General features: G+C 57.6%; 21 protein-coding genes. 6 read left to right on the top strand and 15 right to left on the bottom strand.

The window, feature by feature from the left end; all coding sequences use genetic code 11:
* The 8 genes from ABJI08_RS14550 to ABJI08_RS14515 form a co-directional block, all read right to left on the bottom strand.
* Positions 1-1,098: a UDP-N-acetylglucosamine--N-acetylmuramyl-(pentapeptide) pyrophosphoryl-undecaprenol N-acetylglucosamine transferase gene (locus ABJI08_RS14550; RefSeq protein WP_348402565.1), complete on the bottom strand. Its 1,098-nt coding sequence runs from the start codon at positions 1,096-1,098 to the stop codon at positions 1-3.
* Positions 1,095-2,261: a putative peptidoglycan glycosyltransferase FtsW gene (locus tag ABJI08_RS14545; protein WP_348402564.1), complete on the bottom strand. Its 1,167-nt coding sequence runs from the start codon at positions 2,259-2,261 to the stop codon at positions 1,095-1,097. Before ABJI08_RS14545 ends, ABJI08_RS14550 begins: the two co-directional genes overlap by 4 nt.
* Positions 2,262-2,609: 348 nt before the next feature.
* Complete coding sequence (locus tag ABJI08_RS14540) at positions 2,610-2,864, bottom strand: DUF6455 family protein (RefSeq protein ID WP_348402563.1); 255 nt, start codon at positions 2,862-2,864, stop codon at positions 2,610-2,612.
* Positions 2,865-2,887: 23 nt separating this feature from the next.
* A complete protein-coding gene (locus tag ABJI08_RS14535) occupies positions 2,888-3,157 on the bottom strand; it encodes a DUF6455 family protein (RefSeq protein WP_348402562.1) in 270 nt (89 codons plus the stop codon).
* The gene (locus tag ABJI08_RS14530; RefSeq protein ID WP_348402561.1) at positions 3,157-3,432 is read right to left on the bottom strand and encodes a DUF6455 family protein; all 276 of its coding nucleotides are present in this window, start codon (positions 3,430-3,432) and stop codon (positions 3,157-3,159) included. The genes ABJI08_RS14535 and ABJI08_RS14530 overlap by 1 nt, the downstream gene beginning before the upstream one ends.
* On the bottom strand, positions 3,429-3,692 hold the full coding sequence (locus tag ABJI08_RS14525; RefSeq protein WP_348402560.1) for a DUF6455 family protein: 264 nt from the start codon (positions 3,690-3,692) through the stop codon (positions 3,429-3,431). Before ABJI08_RS14525 ends, ABJI08_RS14530 begins: the two co-directional genes overlap by 4 nt.
* Before the next feature lie 65 nt (positions 3,693-3,757).
* Positions 3,758-4,111: a YigZ family protein gene (locus ABJI08_RS14520; protein WP_348402559.1), complete on the bottom strand. Its 354-nt coding sequence runs from the start codon at positions 4,109-4,111 to the stop codon at positions 3,758-3,760.
* Between the two features lie 4 nt (positions 4,112-4,115).
* Positions 4,116-4,826 (bottom strand): M48 family metallopeptidase, encoded by a 711-nt coding sequence (locus tag ABJI08_RS14515; protein WP_348402558.1) that lies wholly within the window; start codon positions 4,824-4,826, stop codon positions 4,116-4,118.
* A gap of 101 nt (positions 4,827-4,927) precedes the next feature.
* On the opposite strand from ABJI08_RS14515, the gene ABJI08_RS14510 reads away from it, so the two are divergent.
* Positions 4,928-5,167 carry a hypothetical protein gene (locus tag ABJI08_RS14510; protein ID WP_348402557.1) on the top strand — a complete coding sequence of 80 codons (240 nt, stop codon included), beginning with the start codon at positions 4,928-4,930 and terminating at the stop codon, positions 5,165-5,167.
* A 140-nt stretch (positions 5,168-5,307) separates the two neighbouring features.
* Here ABJI08_RS14510 and ABJI08_RS14505 read toward each other — a convergent pair whose 3' ends face one another.
* Positions 5,308-5,565, bottom strand: coding sequence for a DUF167 domain-containing protein (locus tag ABJI08_RS14505; RefSeq protein WP_348402556.1), 258 nt, complete (start codon positions 5,563-5,565; stop codon positions 5,308-5,310).
* An 86-nt stretch (positions 5,566-5,651) separates the two neighbouring features.
* Here ABJI08_RS14505 and ABJI08_RS14500 point away from each other — a divergent pair, with 86 nt between their 5' ends.
* From ABJI08_RS14500 to ABJI08_RS14490, 3 genes are read left to right on the top strand one after another with little or no spacing between them, the layout of a single operon-like run.
* Positions 5,652-6,773, top strand: a complete 1,122-nt coding sequence (locus tag ABJI08_RS14500; RefSeq protein ID WP_348402555.1) for a class II histone deacetylase — start codon at positions 5,652-5,654, stop codon at positions 6,771-6,773.
* Between the two features lie 55 nt (positions 6,774-6,828).
* Positions 6,829-7,407 (top strand): nitroreductase, encoded by a 579-nt coding sequence (locus ABJI08_RS14495; RefSeq protein WP_348402554.1) that lies wholly within the window; start codon positions 6,829-6,831, stop codon positions 7,405-7,407.
* Positions 7,392-8,090 (top strand): EI24 domain-containing protein, encoded by a 699-nt coding sequence (locus tag ABJI08_RS14490; RefSeq protein WP_348402553.1) that lies wholly within the window; start codon positions 7,392-7,394, stop codon positions 8,088-8,090. The genes ABJI08_RS14495 and ABJI08_RS14490 overlap by 16 nt, the downstream gene beginning before the upstream one ends.
* Here ABJI08_RS14490 and ABJI08_RS14485 read toward each other — a convergent pair.
* Together ABJI08_RS14485 and mce are read right to left on the bottom strand one after the other, a co-directional pair.
* Positions 8,059-8,358, bottom strand: a complete 300-nt coding sequence (locus ABJI08_RS14485; protein ID WP_348402552.1) for a DUF1467 family protein — start codon at positions 8,356-8,358, stop codon at positions 8,059-8,061. The two genes, ABJI08_RS14490 and ABJI08_RS14485, sit on opposite strands and share 32 nt — an antisense overlap.
* 51 nt (positions 8,359-8,409) lie before the next feature.
* Positions 8,410-8,814 (bottom strand): methylmalonyl-CoA epimerase, encoded by a 405-nt coding sequence (gene mce, locus ABJI08_RS14480; protein WP_348402551.1) that lies wholly within the window; start codon positions 8,812-8,814, stop codon positions 8,410-8,412.
* 168 nt (positions 8,815-8,982) lie between these two features.
* Between mce and ABJI08_RS14475 the strand changes: the two genes are divergently transcribed.
* Positions 8,983-9,699: a response regulator gene (locus ABJI08_RS14475; protein ID WP_348402550.1), complete on the top strand. Its 717-nt coding sequence runs from the start codon at positions 8,983-8,985 to the stop codon at positions 9,697-9,699.
* A gap of 23 nt (positions 9,700-9,722) precedes the next feature.
* Here the strand turns inward: ABJI08_RS14475 and ABJI08_RS14470 are convergent, their stop codons facing one another.
* The 4 genes from ABJI08_RS14470 to aspS all read right to left on the bottom strand — a co-directional run bounded on the left by ABJI08_RS14470 (position 9,723) and on the right by aspS (position 15,186).
* On the bottom strand, positions 9,723-10,436 hold the full coding sequence (locus tag ABJI08_RS14470; protein WP_348402549.1) for a GNAT family protein: 714 nt from the start codon (positions 10,434-10,436) through the stop codon (positions 9,723-9,725).
* Positions 10,437-10,512: 76 nt separating this feature from the next.
* Positions 10,513-11,745: a DUF1501 domain-containing protein gene (locus ABJI08_RS14465; protein ID WP_348402548.1), complete on the bottom strand. Its 1,233-nt coding sequence runs from the start codon at positions 11,743-11,745 to the stop codon at positions 10,513-10,515.
* Between the two features lie 9 nt (positions 11,746-11,754).
* Entirely contained in the window at positions 11,755-13,197 is a 1,443-nt protein-coding gene (locus tag ABJI08_RS14460) for a DUF1800 domain-containing protein (RefSeq protein WP_348402547.1), read from the bottom strand.
* A gap of 138 nt (positions 13,198-13,335) precedes the next feature.
* Positions 13,336-15,186 carry an aspartate--tRNA ligase gene (gene aspS / locus ABJI08_RS14455; RefSeq protein WP_348402546.1) on the bottom strand — a complete coding sequence of 617 codons (1,851 nt, stop codon included), beginning with the start codon at positions 15,184-15,186 and terminating at the stop codon, positions 13,336-13,338.
* A gap of 271 nt (positions 15,187-15,457) precedes the next feature.
* Between aspS and carB the strand changes: the two genes are divergently transcribed.
* Positions 15,458-18,787, top strand: a complete 3,330-nt coding sequence (gene carB / locus ABJI08_RS14450) for a carbamoyl-phosphate synthase large subunit (protein WP_348402545.1) — start codon at positions 15,458-15,460, stop codon at positions 18,785-18,787.
* Positions 18,788-18,824 lie beyond the last annotated feature (37 nt).

The raw sequence follows: 18,824 nt of genomic DNA, 5'->3' as shown, positions 1-18,824 counted from the left end.
TTACGCTTCCTTACTTGCCAACATCTCGACCAATGCGACCAATGCGTCTGTGGCATCGGGTTTGCCGATAGCCGTCGCCGCGCGCGCCATCTGGCTGGCGCCGTCCGGGTTCGAGAGAATAGTTGTGATCTGATCGGTCAGAACCTCGACCGACAATTTGGGTTCCGGGATCAGGATGGCACCACCCGCCTCGACCAATCCACGCGCATTTGCGGTTTGATGATCCCCGGTCGCTGCACCGTATGGGATCAGGATAGAGGGGCGCCCAATTACGCTGATGTCTGCAACACTGGACGCACCCGAGCGCGAGATCACAAGCTGTGCTTCGCTCATCCGGGCAGGCACATCGTGAAAGAACGGCTGCACATCCGCGTCAATCCCGTGCTCGTTATAAAATGCGGTAACGCGATCAAAATCTTCGTCGCGCGCCTGGTGACTGACCCGCACATTGCGCAGAATGTTTTCAGGCAATGCCGCAATGGCACCGGGCACCGTGTCGCTTAGAATGCGCGCGCCCTGAGAGCCGCCAATCACTAAAATCGACATCGGGTAATCACCGGGCGGAATATAGCTGGCCCCGGCCCGCTCAAGAACAGACTTGCGCACAGGATTGCCTGTGTGAACGCCTTCCAGACCCGCTGGCAACTCTGTTGGCCATGTGCCACAGGCGATCTCATCGACCCGTGTGGCGAATTTTTCGTTGACCCGTCCCAATACGCCGTTTTGCTCGTGGATCATGCGCGGCAGCTTTAGCAGCCACGCAGCACCAATGGCCGGAATACTGGGATATCCGCCAAAGCCAACCACAATCTGAGGCCGGTCTTTGCGGAATTTCGCGGCCATGCTCAGCACGCCGCCCATAATGCGGAACGGCACGGCCAGCTTGCTCAGCACGCCACCCCGGGCAAAAGTTGCGCTGCTGACTTGCTCGATCTCGACCGTATGTGGAAACCCACCGGTATAGCGCGCGCCACGAGCATCCGTGCTCAGCTTGACCCGCCAACCTTTGCGCAGCATGACCTCGGCCAGCGCCTGCGCCGGAAACATATGGCCCCCGGTGCCGCCCGCCGCGATCACCAGAACCGGCTGCTGTGTCATTTCAAATGTCCCCGCAAAATTTCCCCAATCTCACCCTGGGGCCGGGTGCGGGTAAACGCCAGAATCATACCAACCGCAATCCCCCCCGCAATCAGAGAGGAGCCGCCATAGCTGACAAACGGCAAGGTCATGCCTTTGGATGGCAAAAGGCGCACGGCGACGCCCATATTGACCATCGCCTGAACGCCAAATATCGCAACCAACCCGGTGCCAGCAAGACGGATGAACGGGTCACGTTCGCGCATCAGACGGAAATAGCTGCGCAGCACAATCACCGCATAAAGCGCGATGATACACATCACCAGAATAAGCCCGTATTCTTCGGCTGCCACAGAGATGATAAAGTCCGTATGTGCGTCCGGCAGGCTCCACTTAACCTGTCCTTCGCCGACCCCCACGCCAAACAAGCCACCCTCGCGGATCGCATTGGTGGCATATCCAATCTGGGTTGTGGGATCCAGCGACCGGTCCAGAAACCCGTCGATACGGCGCGCGAAATGCTCGGAATTGCTATAGGACAGCTGCGCTGCAGGATAGATCGAAAAAAGAATGCCGCCAATCAACAGCATCGGGGCGCCCGACACAAAATACATCACGCTCCAGCCGAACAGGATCAGACAGGCCTGACCAAAATCGGGCTGCAATGCCAGCATCACGACAATTGTCACCATCAACAGGAACGACCACATGCGCCCGGGTGGGCCATTGATCTCTTCATTTGCCGCCATCAACCAGGCGGCCACAACGACAAAGCCGGGTTTAAGAAACTCTGACGGTTGCACCGACCCAAAGCCCAGCGAATACCAGCGCATCGCGCCCTTGCCAAAATCTGTTCCGAAAAACGGCAACATGGCAGTCGCAAGCAACGTGACAATAAAGCCGATCACCGCGAGACGGCGCACAAGCTGGGGCGTCATCATCGACGTCAGCAGCATCGCGACCATCGCGGCACCACCAAAAATCGCTTGTTTCTTCACGTAATAAAACGGCTCGAACCCGTTTTTGGCAGCCAAAGGCGGCGACGCAGCGAGCCCCAGCAGGATACCAATTCCAAACAACAAAAGGATCGACGTCATCGACCATTTGTCCAGCGTCTGCCACCACTTAGGAAGTACCGGTTCACGCTCCTGAATAGGAAGCGCGCCATAAACCATCTCTGTCATCGGAACCCGCCGAAATTTGCCTCAATACGCCCGTTTTCCGGGTCTGTGGGGCAATCGTATCACCGAACGAATCATTTGGGAAGCGTTCCGAATCACCTGCGGCCCAAAAATGCCGACATCATGCTCGGGGTTGTTTTTGGCGATGCGTGATGGGGGTTACGCCATGCGCCGCAATGCGCCTTATCCGGGCGAATTCGCATCTTTCGACTGACAACGATGCGGCAGGAGAATTGATCCGTCCGTGCCGGCGCGCGCACGTGTATTGGCAAAACACGACCAAAAGCGGGCCGCGCACCCTGCCCGCATCTCGCCTTAGACCTGGCGATCGTTACGCATGATCGCGCGGCGTTATTTACCCTGCAACTCGGCGAACAGACCCTGGTTTTTGCAATAATCCGGCGCGTCGTCCGCGTGATCATGGGTTTTTAACCACCCCTGACAGGCGCCAACATCCCGGCATTGTGTGCATTTCAGAACAGCAGAGCGATATTGCTCGGCCAGTTCCGGACGCTGTTGCAACGCCTTCTCCCAGTCGACCCCAACCCGATCAGACATCTCGCCAACAAGGTCCGAGTGCTTGTTCAGTTTATCAAAAAGTCCCATGTATTCCTCCCGTTAAAAGTTCATCAGTGGCGTGATGCCAACGTTTCCAGCATGCATTTGTGCATGCAGCATTCCGGCGCTATGTCAGATGATCCACCGCACTCGCTCAGCCATGTCTCGCAATCCTGAACGCGCGTACATGTCCGACACCGCGTCACCAAATCGGCATAGCCCGCCGCAGTTAACGTCCCTTCGGCCATTGCTTCGCTCAGCGACAATCCCAAGGCCCGCGCAACACTGCGCGTCAGCCAGAAATGCTTGGCCGGATCGCCAAGCGGACGTGCAAACCCCATCAGTTCATCGCCTCCAATGCGTCTTTCAATTTTTGAAATCGGTCTTGATTGGCACAATCAGACGGAGCCGACTGTGCCGTTTCCTCGCTGTGCAGTGCCAGCCAGCGTTCGCATCCGCGTGTCCACGCGCAACCCCGGCAATCGGCCACCATCTGGGCCCAGTCTTCCTGACTGAGGTCCGCTTTTTCCATGGCCGCGACAAGATCAGTCTCAGTCGCACGCGCCATACGTTGAGCCAGCCAGTAATGAACGTTGGTGTCGCCCAGCGGTTTCATGCCGGGTCCGCTCGCAAATGCGCCAGCAAACCGGCGTTGCGGCAATATTCGGGCGGTTGACCCGACACGTCGCTTGGAGTCTCCAGCCAGCGTGCGCAGTCATTTGGCGACGCACATTGCATACAGCGCAACACAGCGTCAGCAATGCCGTCAAACGGCAAAGCGCCGGAAATGGCCTTGTCCTGAAGGTCCACACCGATATGCCGGGCGGCCCGGTCCAGAAGCGCCGCGTGCTTCTTGGCTTTGTTTGGCTGGTGCATCCAAATCTCCATTACGGATATGCACAAACCGTATCACTTTACTTTTTTGATGCCCTTGACCTGTATCAATTCCACTTTTCAAGATAGGCGCGCACGCAATCCTGAACCCTGCGAAACCGGTCGCCCCCCAGTTTTGTGCCACCATACCAACGCGTTACAACCACAACGTGATTTCTAAGACCTTCGCGCTCCAGCATGCGCACAATCACCAGCCCGGCCCCGCTTTCACCGTCATCACCCTTGAGCGGGGTGCCATCCTCAAGCAAGACACCCCAGGTATTATGCGTGGCTTTGGCAAATTTGCGATCCCGCTTTAAGGTTTTGAGAAATGCATCCACGCCCTTGCGATCGCCAACCGCGCCGCCGGACACCGCATATTTCGACCCACGGTCGCTCACCACATTTTTGATCTGCTGCATGGTGTCAGAGTTTGGCTGCGGTTTGTCGCACGATCTGCATGCGCGATGCATTGGGGGGGTGCGTGCCCAGGAACTGATCGCCGGGATCGGGAATACGGTTAAAAAACTCTGCACCGCGCACCGGGTTATACCCGGCCTTGTGCGCAATCACAGTGCCCAGCGCATCGGCCTCTAACTCGTAATTCTTAGAAAAGGACCGTGATCCAACATCTGCTCCGACATTCATAGCCAGATCCAGCATTTCACCGCTGCCACCGGCCAACCCGACCAGAACTGCGCCCAGGATCGCGCCAGCCGCGGCGTCTTGTTGAGACCGGCCTATATGCCCGGCCACATGATGCGCTGCTTCATGTCCCATCACAAAGGCCAGTTCATCGGGGTTGCGCGTCTGCGCGATCAGGGCCGAGGTGAACACAATCAACGGACGCCCGGATTTATCCAGTGTCTGATAGGCATTGGCAGGCTGATTTGGCCTGCTATCAACCGAAATTGCATAGTCGCAATTGACGCGCCCCTGGGTGCGTGCCCGGCATTCCCGTTCCGCCACAGGTTCAACCCGCGCTTTAACCGGTGCCAGCAACCTGTTAGCTTCGCCCGCGCTGATGGCCCGTGTCGGGGTTTGTGCCACCGGCGCAGGCTGAGGTGCGGTGCCGGACGTTGTGGTGGTTTCACATCCGGCAATCAACAGGGCAATCGGAACCAGGATCCAGCGCATTCTCAAAACTCCCTCACAGGACTGCAAGACTAATCAAGCGCTTGCCCGGTTTCCAGTGCGAAGTGCTTGCGCCTGCGGTAAAGGGCGTTACTCTGAAGTGTATGTTCAGTATCGAGCACGAATTTGACGCCACCGTGGTAACGCTTGTTGACGAAGGTCGGGCACCTTTGGGCGAGGATGTGATCATTCATCTGTTTGAAGACTGTATTACCATCGAACAATATGATCCGCGCAGCGACAGCACCCAGAAAATCACCCTGTCAAATACACAAGCCCAGGATCTGGCGGCAGCGCTGGATCTGCCCGAGGGTGTGTACATGCTGAAAAGAAACGCAGACTAACGCGGTCAGTTTTACCAACCGGTGGCGCTCCCGCCCCTTTTTCAGCGCAGCCAGGCTGCGCCTCAAAGCGTTGGGCATGGCAGCTGCGCTGCGGGTCCGTTTCGCAGCTTGGGTACCGCCAAAAGAACTCATATATCGGTTCACGCCGTCTCGAGCTGAAACACCTTGTCGCGCGCCGTATGACCGCGCACCAACGTCAACCGTGATTTGGAAACGCCCAGCGCCTTGGCCAACAGCTTTTGCACCGCTGCGTTGGCCTTGCCATCCTCGGGCACCACGGTGACATAGACGCGAATGGCCCCATCCTGAACCGTGATCCGGTTGCGGGACGCTTTTGGCGTGACCCGCACGGAAAACGTGTCACCGGGCGCTATCAGATCACGTGGCGCGCTGGACATGTCATTCCCCCCCCCAAGACCCAAGATTTACTTTGCCGTCTGGCGCTGCTTATCTACAGCGCATTCAAAGCCGGGGGAATAACGCAATGACAACAGGGTTCTTTTGGGACGAGCGGTGTTTCTGGCATTCAGGGGGAAACTACGCGCTGACCCTGCCTGTCGGAGGCCTGGTCCAGCCATTGGCGGCTGGTGGCCTGCCCGAAAGCCCCGAAACCAAGCGCCGTCTGAAGAACCTGATGGATGTCACCGGGCTGAGCGGCGATCTAAAGTTGTGCAGCGCTGATCCGGCGACACCGGACCAGCTTGCGCGCGTACACCCGCGCGATTTTCTACGCGAGTTCAAAGAGATGTCCGATCAGGGCGGCGGTGATCTTGGGCTGCGCACACCGTTTGGACAGGGCGGATTTGAAATCGCGGCGCTGTCCGCCGGGCTGGCGCAGGCAGCGGTGCGCGCGGTGCTGCGTGGGGACATGCAAAACGCCTACGCCTTGTCGCGCCCGCCGGGTCATCATTGTCTGCCGGACTGGCCCAACGGGTTCTGCCTGTTGGCCAATATTGCGATTGCCATCGAAACAGCCCGCGCCGAAGGGCTGTGCCAGCGTGTCGCTGTGATCGACTGGGACGTGCATCACGGCAATGGCACCGAGGCGATATTCTATGACCGCGATGATGTGCTGACCATCTCGCTGCATCAGGAACACAACTACCCGCTGGACACCGGGGATATGGCGGATCGGGGCCAGGGCAAGGGCTTGGGATATAACATGAATATCCCCCTGCCGCCGGGCTGTGGACATACGGCTTATCTTGACGCGATGGCGCGGATTGTTTTGCCCGAACTGGACAAATATGCCCCCGACCTGATTGTCATCGCCTGCGGCTTTGATGCCGCCGCGTTTGACCCGCTGGCCCGGATGATGGCCACGGCGGACACATTCCGCCAAATGACCAGACAGGTGATGCGGGCTGCTGAAAAACTCTGTGACGGCAAACTCGTGATGGTGCACGAAGGTGGCTATTCCGAGGCCTATGTCCCGTTTTGCGGCCACGGGGTGCTTGAAGAACTGTCCGGTTCAGCCAAAAGCGCTGCGGACCCAATGGCGGAAACGCTGCGCAAACGCCAGCCCAACGCCCGCTTTGACGCATTCCTGCGCGGCGAGATTGATGAAATGGTCCGGTTTTTTGCCTCAGCTCCCGAAAAAGGTTGAATTTCCCCGACACGCGCCCGACATGTGACGCGTCCCGAGACACAGGAATGCTATCATGCCCGACCCCAATCCGCAGGCGCTGGAGTTTCTTTTGACGCGCCGCTCACGCCCGGCCAAGACCCTGACCACCCCCGTGCCTGACCGGGATCAGCTTGACCCTATCCTGCGCGCCGCGTTGCGTGCGCCTGACCATGGCAAATTGGAGCCATGGCGCCTTTTGGTGCTGGAACGCCCCGCGTTGCAACGACTGGCCCAGCTATGCGGTGAACGCGGCGAAGCCCTGGGGATCGAGCCAGAGAAGATCACCAAGGGGCGCGACCAATTTGGAAATGCCGATCTGGCAATTGCCGTGATCGAGGCGCCGGTGATTGCTGAAAAAGTGCCCGCTATCGAACAAACCTATTCGGCAGGCGCGGTTTGCCTTCAACTGCTGAACGCCGCGCTGGCTACGGGCTGGGGTGCCAACTGGTTGTCCGGCTGGGCCAGCCATGATCGAGGTTTTGTTGAAAAGGGCCTGGGTCTGGCCCCGCATGAACGCGTCGCTGGCTTTATTCATATCGGCACGGAACGCGCCGCCCCGCCCGAACGTCCACGCCCCAATCTTCAGGAGAAAGTCACATGGGTTTCACAGTAGTTTTCTCGTCTTTTTTCAAGGCGCTGGGGCAAATGGGTGACGCGCGGTTCCGTCGCGTTCTGCTGCTGGGCGTCGGCCTTACAATTGTTCTTTTGATTGCCGCCTATGCAGCATTTCTGGCATTCCTGAACTGGATTGGTGCGGCAGAAACCATTCAGGAATTGATCGGAGATGTCAGCTGGCTGCCCGATCTGATCACGTGGACATCGCTGTTTGTCATGATTGCGCTGTCCGTGTTTCTGATGGTGCCAGTGGCCTCTGCGATCACATCGATGTTTCTGGACGAGGTCGCGCAGGCGGTCGAAGATCGCCACTATCCCAGACTGCCCAAAGTGGCCTCGGTCCCGTTTGGGGATGCGCTGCGTGACACGGTCAACTTTCTGGGCCTGCTGATTTTCGCAAACCTTCTGGCGCTGGTGGTCTATGCGTTTTTCCCACCCTTTGCGCTGTTGATATTCTGGAGCATGAACGGCTTTCTGCTGGGCCGTGAATATTTTCAACTGGCCGCGATGCGCCGTGTTGGGCGTGAAGGTGCCAAGGCACTGCGTAAAAAACACGTTGGCACAATCTGGCTGGCGGGCACGCTGATGGCGATGCCCCTGTCGCTACCGCTGGTGAACCTGTTTATCCCGATCCTGGGCGCAGCGACCTTTACCCACCTGTTCCATCAGCTTCAGAAGTAAGTGGTGTCATCACGTTGAACCAGTCAAAGTCACGCACTGTGATGGCGCCTGACGTGATAATCCAGAACAGGATCGCCCACATCACCGCCGCTGCAGCGGTGGTGATCTTGGCTTTAAGCTTAAGATAATGGTGCTCGGGGGCCCCGGCATGGGTGCCCGGCACAACCTCTCCCACGTCGCCCTGGGTCTGAAGCCGGATCGGAATGGCGATCAGGAAGGTCATGAACCACAAAACTGCATAAAGCACGATGGCCGAAGTGATCGACATGGGGGCATCCTTTTGTCTGTCAGGCGACGTGATGCCGCCCAACCCGATATGTTATACCTGTTCCAGCTCTACAAGACAGCCGTTGAAATCTTTGGGGTGCAGGAACAACACAGGCTTGCCATGCGCACCGATTTTCGGCTCTCCCGTCCCCAGAACGCGGGCACCGGTTTCCTGAAGATGGTCGCGCGCTGCGATAATGTCATCAACCTCGTAACAGATGTGATGGATACCACCGGACGGGTTCTTGTCGAGAAACCCCTGAATGGGGCTGTTTTCGCCCAGCGGGTACAGCAATTCGATCTTGGTGTTGGGCAGTTCAATAAACACCACGGTTACGCCATGGTCCGGCTCGTCTTGCGGTGCGTTCACCTTGGCACCCAGCGCGCTGCGATACTGCTCTGAAGCAGCCTCAAGGTCCGGTACGGCAATGGCCACGTGGTTCAGACGTCCAATCATGTCGATATCCTTTTGGTCGGGTCTCAGGTCCGGCCTCCTTATGGGCAACCCTTCCCCATGACACAAGCGGCAGGGCGTCGCGGGTCGGCGCAGGCCGATTAACACTTCGTTAGGCAAGACGGCGCTAATGTGGCCCGGTCCCGTTACCGTCTGCCTAAGGAGCCTGTCATGGATGATTTCGCCCCACTCACCCCGCTCAATATTCCGACCCCGCAACGCCCAATGCTGGGCATGACTATACTTGTGGTCGAGGACAGCCGTTTTGCCTGTGACGCATTGCGCTTGTTGTGCATACGGTCAGGCGCGCGCATCCGACGGGCCGATTGTCTGGCTTCGGCGCGCCGCCATTTGCAGATTTATCGCCCCAGCGTGGCCATTATTGACCTTGGCCTGCCCGACGGGTCAGGCACCGAATTGATCGAGGAACTGACCAAGGCCAGCCCCCGGGTCGAAGTTGTGTTAGGCATGTCCGGCGATGATTTTGCCGAGACCCTGTCCGACGCCGCAGGCGCAGACGGCTTTCTGGCCAAACCAATCTCCAGCCTGTCGGCTTTTCAACATGCCATCCTGTCACGATTGCCGCCTGACCGCCGCCCCACTGGTCCCCGCGCTGTTCACGACGAATTCATTGACCCGGACCCCGTTGCCTACCGCGATGACCTGCTCCACATCGCTGACACGCTTCAGGATGATCAGGCCGCAGAAACAATCGACTATGTGACACAGTTTCTCAGCGGTCTTGCCCGCAGCGCCCGTGACACTTCGTTGCTGGATGTGGTGGAAACGATCAGCAAGGCCCGCCAGTCCGGACAAATACCGATGTCAGATGTCGCCCGGCTGAATGGTCTGGTCAAAGAACGACTTGAACAAAGCCCGGCGATCTGAACCGCGCGGCCAGCGAACCGTTTCTACAGGGTCGGATCGCTTGCCGCGCGCACCAAACCTGTCAAATCGCTCAGGCGTTCGATCTGACGCCCCTGATCGTCGAAATTTCGCGGCGACAGCCATACGTCAAACGTCTGTTTCAGCGCAGGCCACTCTTTGTCGATGGCGGCAAACCAGGCGGTGTCACGATTGCGCTTCTTATAGACCAAAGCCTGCCGGAAGACGCCTTCATAGCTGAGCCCCAGCCTTTGGGCCGCGCGCCGCGATGGGGCATTCAACGCATCACATTTCCACTCGTACCGCCGATATCCCGCCTCAAACGCCCATTTCATCATCAGATACATGGCTTCGCTGGCCGCGCGACTGCCCTGCATCATCGGCGCAAAATTGATATTGCCCACTTCGATGGATCCGGCTTCCGGCTTGATCCGCAGATAAGACGCGACCCCGCAAAAGGCCTGCTTTTCCTTCGAATAGATCGCGTAAAAGAAATGGTCCGGATTTGCGACTGTTTCGCGCACCCAACGGTGATACTGAGCGGCCGAATGAAACGGGCCATAGGGCATATAATCCCAAACCCAGTCATCCGCCTGATACGCACGGTACAACAATGCTGCATGTGCCTCGGCATTCAGGGGCTCCAGCCGCGAAAACGTACCATCCAGTATGTCACCGGATGGCGCTGGCGGTGACGCCCATCCTGACACAGCTTCCCCGACGGGCCGTTCATCGCGCATTATGTGAAACTCCCCTTGTTCGCTGAAATTGTTGGCACAAACTGAACAAGAGGGAAAGAGCATCCGTCAAAAGCCTTCAGAGCAAAATGCCCGGATCATCCCCCAATTCAAGACCGGGAAACACGGTTTGCTCCAGAAAACTGGTTTCAAGTCCAAAACTCGACCGCATGACCCATGCCGCCCAGCGCCGCACATCATCCACAGGCATCAGGTCACGCCGTTCAAACAAGTCTTCCTCAGCCAGTCCCGGCCACTGCCCAAGAATCCGCCCACCCCGCAGCGCTCCGCCCGACAGCACCATTGTCCCGCCCGTTCCGTGATCTGTTCCTTTGGTCCCGTTTTCCCGCACTGTACGTCCAAATTCCGTCATCGCGACCACGGTAGTGCGCTGCCACGCATGGGACCCCATACCGCTTTTTAGCGTATTTAACGTGTCTGCCAGATAGCTCAGCGGGCGATTCAGGGACACCCCCTGATTGGCGTGGGTGTCCCAGCCACCGATGGAAAAACAAGCCACTCGCGCATCATCGGCCAAACGCCCGGCGGCAAACTCGGCCACTCGTCTGGTGGCCAGACGGGCTTTGCCTGGTGCCATGTTGTTTTGCACGGCCATAGTCATATCTTCGCCTGCGGTTTCAAATATCGCAGAATCGCCGTCGCTTTCCGAGAGTGAGACAGCCTGCATCAGGGCCGAGTGCATTTCCGGATCCTGCCTGTAGAGACGCTGCAAAAGCTCCAACCCCTGCGCGCTCAGCGCGACATCCGCATCAGGGGACCAATTAAAAAAATCTGCCTGTCCGCTGCTCAGCAACATAGGTTGTGTTCCAATGGAATAGGCTGTTTCCCCGTGCGTATGTTGCATGCCCTGAAGCATACGGTTTAACCAGCCGTCCCGCCCATACTCGGACGGCAAACCCGGGGTGCCCGCTTCGAGAATATCCTGACCATCAAAATGGCTGCGTTTGTTGCGATACGGCGTGGACACGGCCCTGACAAACGCAAGCTCACCAGCGCGCCACAGGGGCAACATCGGTTTGAGCCGGGGATGTAGACCATGAAACTGATCCAGCATCAATTTCTCATCAAAGCTTTTGGCAAGCGTTGGACGTATGCTTGAAAAGCGGTCATCGCCCCAGGGGCGCAACACATCCAGCCCGTCCATTCCGCCACGCAGAATAATGACAACAACCCGATTTTGCGTCGGAAGCGACGCGAAGCTTGCCGTTGTCAGAAAAGGGCTGGCCGCTGCGGAACAGCCCAGTGCCGTCGATTTCGTCAAAAAGGCACGCCGCGTCAGGTTTTCTGCCATAGCCATCTCTTATACCCCGTGCCTTTGAAATGCCGGTGACATCAATACCATCGCCACACCGACATTGCGGGTTTCAGCGGCCTGGGCCGCAAATATGACATCCTCTGCAGCGTTCGCTCCCAGCGCGTCCACCACAAAGCTCCGCGGATCCGGCAATGCATCTACAAGTTTGGGTGGCGTGGCCATAGACCATTGCAAACGGGCACCCAGACCTTGTGGCGACAGCCAGTGTTCGTCATCTTCGGCCCAACCATCCGGACCCAATGGCGCCAGCCAGTTTTGACCCATAAGCGCCATCGGGTGTGCCAGATTACGTTCAAAATGCATTGGCTTCCAGCCGCCGGTCACAGTTTCGGGCACGGCGAGCGCACGCATTGCCGACATGATGAACGCAAGAGGTCGCTTGAAGTTCGCCTTTTTGCGCGACCATGCAAGCGGGTGATTCAACATCGCGGAATAGCTCTCAACCAGATCGCCACCAGTCTCAAGATACCGTACAGAAATAGCCTCGACCAACGCGTCAGGTGGGCGATCTGACACAAAATGCACCGCAAGCTTGCGTGCCAGGTGACGCGCCGTCACCGGATGCACAGCCAGATCATTCAACACGTTACGAATGTCCTGCAATTGGACTTGCGGTCCACCATAAGATTTGCCCAAAACTACTTTTGATCCGGGTTCAGCACGGTCTGCTTTGTACCCAAAAAGTACGTTTTGTGGACTTGTCAGCCCGGTCAGCAGTTCAGCCAATTGGCGCACGTCTTTCTGAGAATACGGACCGCCGACACCCAACGTATGCAATTCCAGAATTTCACGCGCCAAATTCTCATTCAGACCCACAGGCTTGCCCTGAGCGCGCCGTTTTTGTGCAAAATCACTCTCGGGACCGATCGAGTTTTGCTGATCCAGAAATCGTATCATATGTGGATGCAACACAACGTCCAGCAACATATCGCCAAATTTCCCAGCAATATTCGGGCGGATAGCAGTCTCAACATAAGTTGCTGTCAAATTGGCAAAAGCCGGATCTTTGCCACGCACAGAGAAATGATCAAACCAAAAATGACTAAGCCTTTCGCGAAATCCGTCTTCAGTCCAGACGCCGCGCATCAATGCCTGGTTCAACCATGTTTCACGCAACCGACGGAGCTTTCGCGTGACGTTGTTCAGCACCTCTTTGTCCTCTGGCTCGAAATTCCCCTGCTTTTTGGCCTGACTGATTTTCCTTTTAATGCGTCGAAACTCGACATTCAGTTCCAGAACGTCCTTTGTTTCAGAGATAGGAAAGGCCAAAGCGGCTTGGTCAGGCCCTGCCAGGCTGGACAGCATCGCCTCGACGGAAGCGGGCGCAGACACCTTTGGCGACAAACCACATCCGAAACGAATTTCTGCTAAATGCGGATCGAACTGCAAAACAACCTCCATCTCGGCAAAACGAACCGAGTTTTTCACTTATTCAGATATAGGTCCTTTGATTTTGATTTCACATCTAATCGCAGCTCAAGTCCAGAATTCGGTCAAAAACCGCCGATCGAAAAAGGGGCAACTCACGCCGTGAGCAGCCCCGATGAATAATCGACTGTGATGAAGTTACTCTTGTGGGATAACCCGCAAGCCCAATTCCATCAGCTGATCTGACGTGGGTTCGCTGGGCGCGTTCATCATCAGGTCTTCGGCGCGTTGGTTCATCGGGAACATCACGACTTCGCGGATGTTTTGCTGATCTGCCAAGAGCATCACGATGCGGTCAACACCAGCAGCACACCCACCGTGGGGCGGCGCGCCATACTGGAACGCGTTGACCATACCGCCGAACCGTTTCCTGACTTCGTCTTTGCCATACCCGGCCAGCTCAAACGCCTTGAACATAATTTCGGGCTGGTGGTTCCGGATCGCGCCGGACACAAGCTCGTACCCGTTACAGGCCAGGTCATACTGATACCCACGCACCGCCAGCGGATCGCCCTCAAGCGCGGCCATGCCGCCCTGTGGCATCGAGAACGGGTTGTGGTCAAAGTCCAGCCCGCCGTTTTCTTCGTCTTGCTGATAGATCGGGAAGTCCACAATCCACGCAAAGGCAAACCGGTCTTCGTCCAAGAGCTTCAGCTCTTTGCCGATCACGTCTCGGGCACGCCCAGCTACACCTTCAAACGCTTTGGGCTTGCCACCCAGGAAGAACGCAGCATCGCCAATGCCCAGACCCAGCTGTTGGCGGATGGCTTCGGTGCGTTCGGGGCCGATGTTTTTGGCCAGCGGACCAGCCGCTTCCATGCCGCCTTCGACCTCGCCCGATTTCAGCATGGCTTGCGCCTCTTTGACTTTGATGCCCAGCTCCTGCGCCACGGCATCGGCGGTTTTTTCGCGCCAGAAGATATAGCCCATGCCGGGCAAACCCTGTTCCTGCGCAAATTTGTTCATGCGATCACAGAATTTACGCCCGCCCCCGGATGGTGCCGGAATGGCGCGCACTTCGGTGCCTTCCTGCTCCAGCAGCTTGGCAAAGATGGCAAACCCTGAACCGGCAAAATGCTCGGACACAACCTGCATCTTGATCGGGTTTCTCAGGTCCGGCTTGTCGGTGCCATACCACTTGGCAGCATCGGCATAAGAAATCTGAGGCCAGTCCTGATCAACCTTGCGACCCCCGCCAAACTCTTCAAAAACGCCCTTCAGCACCGGCTGGATCGTATCGAACACGTCCTGCTGGGTGACAAAGCTCATTTCCATGTCGAGCTGATAGAAATCGGTGGGCGAGCGGTCGGCGCGAGGATCTTCGTCGCGGAAACACGGCGCGATCTGGAAGTATTTGTCAAACCCGGCCACCATCATCAGCTGTTTGAACTGCTGCGGCGCCTGAGGCAGCGCATAAAACGTTCCCGGATGCAGACGTGATGGCACAAGAAAGTCGCGCGCGCCTTCTGGCGAAGATGCCGTGATGATTGGGGTCTGGTATTCGCGGAAATCCTGATCCCACATCCGCTTGCGCATCGACATCACAACGTCTGAACGCAGTTTCATGTTCTCTTGCATCACATCCCGACGCAGGTCGAGAAAGCGATACTTCAGGCGGGTTTCTTCTGGGTATTCCTGATCGCCAAACACCATCAAAGGCAATTCGTCCGCAGCACCCAGCACTTCCAGATCACGTACAAACACTTCGATCTCGCCGGTCGGCAGCTTGGCGTTCACCAGATCTTCGTCGCGCGCTTTGACGTTGCCGTCGATGCGAATGCACCATTCGGACCGCACCTTTTCCATTTCGGAAAAGACCGGGCTGTCCGGGTCACACAAAACCTGTGTCACGCCGTAATGGTCGCGCAGGTCGATAAACAGGATGCCGCCGTGGTCACGGACACGGTGGACCCAGCCCGACAGACGGACAGTATCGCCCACATGAGATTTGTTCAGATCGGCGCAGGTATGGCTGCGAAAGGCGTGCATAGTCGCTCCCCTCTTGAGGGTCAGAATGGTGAAGTCGCGCTGGTACACCTTTTGTGGCGCGCAAAGTCAAGGGAACTCGGGTCGAAATCCACCCGACCAGACAGCATTTCTTTTCCAGACCTGTTTCCATTGGCATTCCGATCCAAAAAAACTGGCACAACCTTTTGCCTGCTCCCCCCTTGCACCTTGCCCTGCGATGTCTATAACCCACGACAATTTGCGATTTCGGGCGACTCCTCCACTCATGCTCGCCCCAACCCCGAGGTCCGCCATGCCCAAAAGAACCGACATCTCCTCGATCATGATTATCGGGGCTGGTCCCATTGTGATCGGTCAAGCCTGTGAGTTTGACTATTCGGGGGCGCAGGCGTGTAAAGCGCTACGCGAAGAAGGCTACCGCGTCATCCTTGTCAATTCGAACCCGGCCACGATCATGACCGACCCCGAACTGGCGGATGCCACCTATATCGAACCGATCACGCCCGAGATTGTGGCCAAGATCATCGAAAAGGAACGCCCCGACGCATTGCTGCCCACGATGGGCGGCCAGACAGGTCTGAACACGTCGCTTGCTCTGGAAGAAATGGGTGTGCTGGATAAATTTGGTGTCGAGATGATCGGCGCCAAGCGCGACGCCATCGAAATGGCCGAAGACCGCAAACTGTTCCGCGAAGCCATGGACCGGCTGGGCATCGAAAACCCACGCGCCGCCATTGTCACCGCGCCCAAGAAAGATGACGGCTCTGCCGATCTGGAAGAAGGCGTGCGTCTGGCTCTGGAAGAACTCGAAGACATCGGCCTGCCAGCCATCATTCGCCCGGCCTTTACGCTGGGCGGCACCGGCGGCGGCGTGGCTTATAACCGCGAAGATTACATCCATTTCTGCCGGACCGGCATGGATGCGTCTCCGGTCAACCAGATCCTTGTTGATGAAAGCCTGCTGGGCTGGAAAGAATTCGAGATGGAGGTTGTGCGCGACAAAGCGGACAACGCCATCATCGTTTGTGCCATCGAAAACGTGGACCCGATGGGCGTGCATACCGGCGACTCGATCACTGTGGCCCCTGCCCTGACGCTGACCGACAAAGAATATCAGGTCATGCGCAATCACTCGATCTCGGTTCTGCGCGAGATTGGTGTCGAAACCGGCGGATCAAACGTGCAATGGGCGGTGAACCCTGTTGACGGGCGCATGGTTGTGATCGAAATGAACCCGCGCGTCAGCCGCTCGTCTGCGCTGGCTTCCAAAGCGACCGGGTTTCCGATTGCCAAGATCGCCGCCAAGCTGGCCATCGGCTTTACGCTGGACGAGCTGGACAATGACATCACCAAAGTCACGCCCGCGTCGTTTGAGCCGACCATCGACTATGTCGTAACCAAGATTCCCAAATTCGCGTTTGAGAAGTTTCCGGGGTCCGAGCCCCACCTGACCACCGCGATGAAATCCGTGGGCGAAGCCATGTCCATTGGCCGCACCATCCACGAATCCCTGCAAAAAGCACTGGCATCGATGGAATCGGGTCTGACCGGATTTGACGAAATCGAAATCGAAGGCGCGCCGGACAAGGCCGCTGTGATCAAAGCGATCAGCCAACAGACCCCTGACCGCCTGCGCACCATTGCTCAGGCCATGCGCCACGGACTCAGCGACGACGAAATCCACGGCGTCACCATGTTTGACCCATGGTTCCTTGCCCGTATCCGCGAGATCATCGACGCCGAAGAAGTTGTGCGCAAAAACGGCTTGCCCGTCACCGAAGAAGGTCTGCGCAAGCTTAAGATGCTGGGCTTTACCGACGCGCGCCTTGGCAACCTGACAGGGCGTGACGAGGCCAATGTGCGCCGCGCGCGCAAAAATCTGGGCGTCACAGCCGTGTTCAAGCGTATCGATACTTGCGCGGCCGAATTCGAAGCGCAAACGCCTTACATGTACTCGACCTACGAAGCCCCGATGATGGGCGAAGTCGAATGCGAGGCGCGTCCGTCTGATCGCAAGAAAGTGGTCATTCTGGGCGGTGGTCCGAACCGGATTGGTCAGGGCATCGAGTTTGACTATTGCTGCTGCCACGCCTGCTATGCCCTGACCGATCAGGGGTACGAAACCATCATGATCAACTGTAACCCCGAAACTGTGTCGACCGACTATGACACATCGGACCGGTTGTATTTCGAACCGCTGACATTTGAACATGTGATGGAAATTCTGAGCACCGAGCAGGAAAACGGCACCTTGCACGGGGTGATTGTCCAGTTTGGCGGTCAAACCCCGCTGAAGCTGGCCAACGCGCTGGAAGCCGAAGGCATTCCAATCCTTGGCACCACACCGGACGCCATTGATCTGGCCGAAGACCGCGAGCGGTTTCAGGCACTGGTGAATGACCTGGGCCTGAAACAGCCCAATAACGGTATCGCCTCTACCGACGCTCAGGCGCTTGAGATTGCAAGGGAAATCGGCTTTCCGCTGGTCATCCGCCCATCTTATGTTCTGGGTGGCCGTGCGATGGAAATCGTGCGCGACATGACCCAGCTGGAACGCTACATCAAAGAGGCCGTGGTGGTCTCTGGTGACAGCCCTGTGCTCCTGGACAGCTACCTTTCCGGCGCCACCGAGCTGGATGTTGACGCGCTGTGTGACGGTGAACAGGTGCATATTTCCGGCATCATGCAACATATCGAAGAGGCTGGTGTGCACTCGGGCGACAGCGCCTGTTCGCTGCCCCCCTACTCGCTGGATCGCGACACCATTGCCGAGATCAAAAAACAGACCCACGCGCTGGCGATTGCGCTGAATGTGGTTGGTCTGATGAACATCCAGTTCGCGGTCAAAGACGGCGACATCTACCTGATCGAGGTCAACCCACGTGCCTCGCGCACCGTGCCGTTTGTGGCCAAATCCACCGACAGCGCAATCGCTTCGATTGCCGCGCGCATCATGGCGGGCGAAAAGTTGTCAGATTTCCCCAAACGTCCGCCCTACAGCGAACGTGACGCATCTCAGCCACAGCCCATCGCCGATCAGATGACTTTGGCAGACCCCGACATGCCGTGGTATTCCGTAAAAGAGGCCGTGCTGCCCTTTGCCCGCTTCCCCGGTGTCGACACAATTCTGGGCCCGGAAATGCGTTCAACCGGCGAAGTCATGGGCTGGGACCGCTCCTTTGCGCGTGCCTTCCTCAAGGCTCAGATGGGCGCAGGCATGGACCTGCCCGCCTCAGGCAACGCGTTCATCTCGATCAAAGACGCGGACAAAACGCCGATGATGCTGGACGCTGCAAATATTCTGATCGGGCTTGGGTTTGGCATCGTTGCCACCTCGGGCACGGCCGTATGGCTGGCGGATCAGGGTGTGAAATGCGAACGCGTGAACAAGGTCTACGAAGGCCGTCCCAACATTGTCGACATCATGAAAGACGGCGGCATTTCACTGGTTATGAACACCACCGAAGGCACTCAGGCGGTTGAAGACAGCCGCGATATCCGTGCCGTGGCGCTGTATGACCGCATCCCGTATTTCACCACCGCTGCCGGGTCTCATGCAGCCGCGCGCGCCATTCAGGCCCGCGAAGAAGGCGATCTGGAAGTGCGCTCTCTGCAAGGGTAAAACAACCAACACGGCAGGGCCTGTCCCGCAGGCCTTG

This window comes from Shimia sp. (genome assembly GCF_039969785.1).
Classification (GTDB): domain Bacteria; phylum Pseudomonadota; class Alphaproteobacteria; order Rhodobacterales; family Rhodobacteraceae; genus Shimia.
The sequence above is the reverse complement of the archived record's forward strand: the minus strand, read 5'-3'. Positions and strand labels throughout refer to the sequence as shown.